This is a genomic window from Gemmobacter sp. (assembly GCF_016792925.1).
In the GTDB taxonomy this organism is placed as follows: domain Bacteria; phylum Pseudomonadota; class Alphaproteobacteria; order Rhodobacterales; family Rhodobacteraceae; genus Gemmobacter.
Genome location: NZ_JAEULU010000356.1, coordinates 1 through 3535, shown reverse-complemented (window position 1 = coordinate 3535; position 3535 = coordinate 1). Strand labels below are relative to the sequence as shown.

Annotated in this window: 2 protein-coding genes and 1 pseudogene; 2 read left to right on the top strand and 1 reads right to left on the bottom strand. The window is 63.5% G+C overall.

Features of this window, described 5'->3' with window-relative positions; genetic code table 11:
- Positions 1–413, bottom strand: a pseudogene (locus JNN06_RS17600) (L,D-transpeptidase); the annotation flags it as partial.
- A 309-nt stretch (positions 414–722) separates the two neighbouring features.
- Here JNN06_RS17600 and JNN06_RS17595 point away from each other — a divergent pair.
- Together JNN06_RS17595 and serA are read left to right on the top strand one after the other, a co-directional pair.
- Complete coding sequence (locus JNN06_RS17595; RefSeq protein ID WP_291240893.1) at positions 723–1880, top strand: phosphoserine transaminase; 1158 nt, start codon at positions 723–725, stop codon at positions 1878–1880.
- Positions 1881–1958: 78 nt separating this feature from the next.
- A partial coding sequence (gene serA, locus JNN06_RS17590; RefSeq protein ID WP_291240892.1) for a phosphoglycerate dehydrogenase occupies positions 1959–3535 on the top strand: 1577 nt, incomplete at its 3' end.

Here is a 3535-nt window from a genome sequence, read left to right as displayed (position 1 = left end):
TACATTTCGGGGAAGGTGCGCACCATATTGGCGGTGGGTGTCCAGGCAGGCCACTCTTCCTTCCGGTTCACCGTGGCACTGCCCCGGAACCCCAGACCGGCCCGGCCCACCGCGATGGTATAGCGCATCGCCTGCCCGCCGGGCATGACGTAATACAGGTTGCGGGCGAAGGGATCGACCACGATGGTGCCCGGCGCGTCATCGCCGTTGAAGGCCACCTGCGCCCGCGGCATGGTGCCGGTCAGGTAATGCGCGGGCACGGGTTCGATGAAGAACTCGCCATCCTGCACGCCTTCATACCCCGGCACCGTCGCCGGTGCGGAGGTCGGGTTGGAGCTGGGCGGGGCGGCGCAAGCGCTCAGCAGAACAAGCGCGCCAAGGGCGGTCAGGCGGGTGATGGCAGTCAGCAGCATTTTATCAGGGCCGTTTCAAGAATCGGGGCCAAAGCATTGAGCAGATTTGGCGATAGAAACTGCGCCAAGCCCTCCAAGGCAACAGCTTTTCGCGAAAGATTAACCTTTCCCGCATAAAGGCACCGGCAGATCACATCTTCTCCCGCCCCGCCGCAGCGGGAAACGCCGCCTTCCCGCGACAGGCCGGGCCACCTGCGACGCTTTGTTTTGCAGTTGCGACATTTCCCGCTTGCCAGCCGTGCCGCAGTTGCATATGCACGGCGGTGGGAAACCCCTCCCCACCGAGGGGCGTTTATCTGGAAGGATACCATGGCTGATCTGATCGCCCCGGCACTGCGCCCGGCCAACCCGCGCTTTTCCTCTGGCCCCTGCGCCAAGATCCCCGGCTTCACCCTCGACATGCTTGCTGATGCGCCGCTGGGCCGCTCGCACCGTGCCGCTGTGGGCAAATCGAAGCTGAAAGAGGCGATCGACCTCACCCGCGAAATTCTGGGCGTGCCGGCGGATTACCGCATCGGCATCGTGCCCGCCTCTGATACCGGCGCCGTCGAGATGGCGCTGTGGTCGCTGCTGGGCGCCCGCCCGGTGGAGATGCTGGCCTGGGAATCCTTCGGCGAAGGCTGGGTCACCGATGTGGTGAAACAGCTCAAGCTGGATGCCAAGGTGCAGATCGCGCCCTATGGCGAGATTGTCGATTTCGCCACCGTCGATTTCGACCGCGATGTGGTCTTCACCTGGAACGGCACCACTTCGGGTTGCCGCCTGCCCAATGGCGACGCGATCCCCGCCAACCGCGCGGGCCTGACCATCTGCGACGCGACCTCGGCCGCCTTCGCGATGGACCTGCCCTGGGACAAGCTGGATGTCACCACCTTCTCCTGGCAGAAGGTGCTGGGCGGCGAGGGTGGCCATGGCGTGCTGATCCTCAGCCCCCGCGCGGTGGAGCGGCTGGAAACCTATACCCCCGCATGGCCGCTGCCGAAAATCTTCCGCCTGACCTCCAAGGGCAAGATTTCCGAAGGCATCTTTGTGGGCGAGACCATCAACACGCCCTCGATGCTCTGTGTCGAGGATTACCTCGTGGCGCTGAAATGGTCGCAAACCATCGGCGGGCTGAAAGGCCTGATCGCGCGGTCCGAGGCGAATGCCAAGGCCATCGCCGATTTCATCGCCGACAAGGACTGGATCGCCAATCTGGCCGTGACGCCCGAGATCGCCTCCTGCACCAGCGTCTGCCTGAAATTCACCGATCCGCGCATCACCGATGGCGCCACCTTCGCCAAGAACGTGGCGAAGCGGCTGGAAAAGGCGGGCGTGGCACTGGATGCCGGCGCTTACCGCGATGCTCCGGCGGGCCTGCGCATCTGGTGCGGCGCCACGGTGGAAACCAGCGATGTGGCGGCCCTGATGCCCTGGATCGAATACGCCTTCCACGCCGAGATCGCGGCGCTGACGGTCGCGGCCTGAGCCGCGCGCCTTTTGCATGACATCCGGGTGGGGGCGCGCCTCCACCCCATTCTCAAAACGCATCCCGAGGATACCCAAATGGCCCCCCGCGTTCTCGTTTCCGACGAACTTTCCGAAACCGCCGTCCAGATCTTCCGCGACCGTGGCGTCGAGGTCGATTACATGCCGAAGCTCGGCAAGGACAAAGAGAAACTGGCCGAAATCATCGGCCAATATGATGGCCTCGCCATCCGCTCGGCCACCAAGGTCACCGAAAAGCTGCTGGAAAACGCCACCAATCTGAAAGTGGTGGGCCGCGCCGGGATCGGTGTCGACAATGTGGACATTCCGGCCGCGTCGAAAAAAGGCGTGATCGTGATGAACACGCCCTTCGGCAACTCGGTCACCACCGCCGAACATGCCATCGCCATGATGTTCGCCATCGCCCGGCAACTGCCCGAGGCCTCGGTCTCCACCCATGCCGGGAAATGGGAGAAATCGAAATTCATGGGCGTCGAGCTGTTCAACAAAACCCTCGGCGTGATCGGCGCGGGCAATATCGGCGGCATCGTCTGCGACCGCGCCGTGGGCCTGCGCATGAAGGTTGTGGCCTATGACCCCTTCCTGAGCGAAGAGCGCGCCAAGCAACTGGGCGTCACCAAGGTGGAGCTGGACGAGCTGCTGCACCGCGCCGATTTCATCACCCTCCACGTCCCGCTGACCGACAAGACCCGCAACATCCTGTCGCGCGAGAACCTTGCGAAAACCAAGAAGGGCGTGCGCATCATCAACTGCGCCCGTGGCGGCCTGATCGACGAGGCCGCGCTGAAAGATGCCCTCGACAGCGGCCATGTCGCCGGGGCCGCGCTGGATGTGTTCGAGGTCGAACCCGCCACCGAGAACGTGCTGTTCAACCACCCCAATGTCGTGGTCACCCCGCATCTGGGCGCCGCCACCACCGAGGCGCAGGAAAACGTCGCCCTGCAAGTGGCCGAGCAAATGGCCGATTACCTGCTGACCGGCGCCGTCTCGAACGCGCTGAACATGCCCAACGTGACCGCCGAACAGGCCGCTGTCATGGGGCCCTGGATCAAACTTGCCAGCCATCTGGGCGCCTTCATCGGCCAGATGACCGAAGAGCCGATCCGCGCCATCAACATTCTTTATGATGGCCGCGTGGCCGATATGAATCTGGCCGCGCTCAATCAGGCCGTCATCGCGGGCGTGTTGAAAACCCAGAACCCGGATGTGAACCTTGTCTCCGCGCCCATCGTGGCCAAGGACAAGGGCATCCAGATCTCGACCACCCGGCAAGACAAGACCGGCGCCTTTGATGCTTATATCAAAGTCACCATGGTCACCGACACGCGCGAGCGTTCGGTGGCGGGCACCTGCTTTGCCGATGGCAAGCCGCGCTTCATCCAGATCAAGGGCATCAATATCGACGCCGAAGTCGGTGCCCATATGCTTTACACCACCAATGACGACGTGCCGGGCATCATCGGCCTTCTGGGCATGACCATGGGCAAGAATGGCGTGAACATCGCCAACTTCACCCTGGGCCGCTCGGGCGTGGGGCAGGATGCCATCGCGATCCTCTATCTGGATCAGGCGATCGACCCCAAGGTCGTGGACACGCTGGAGGCCACCGGCCTGTTCCAGCAGGTCAAGCCGCT

Bases quoted from the DNA above. Each gene is read 5' to 3' on its own strand.
- JNN06_RS17595 (WP_291240893.1), top strand. From the start codon at position 723: ATGGCTGATCTGATCGCCCCGGCACTGCGCCCGGCCAACCCGCGCTTT.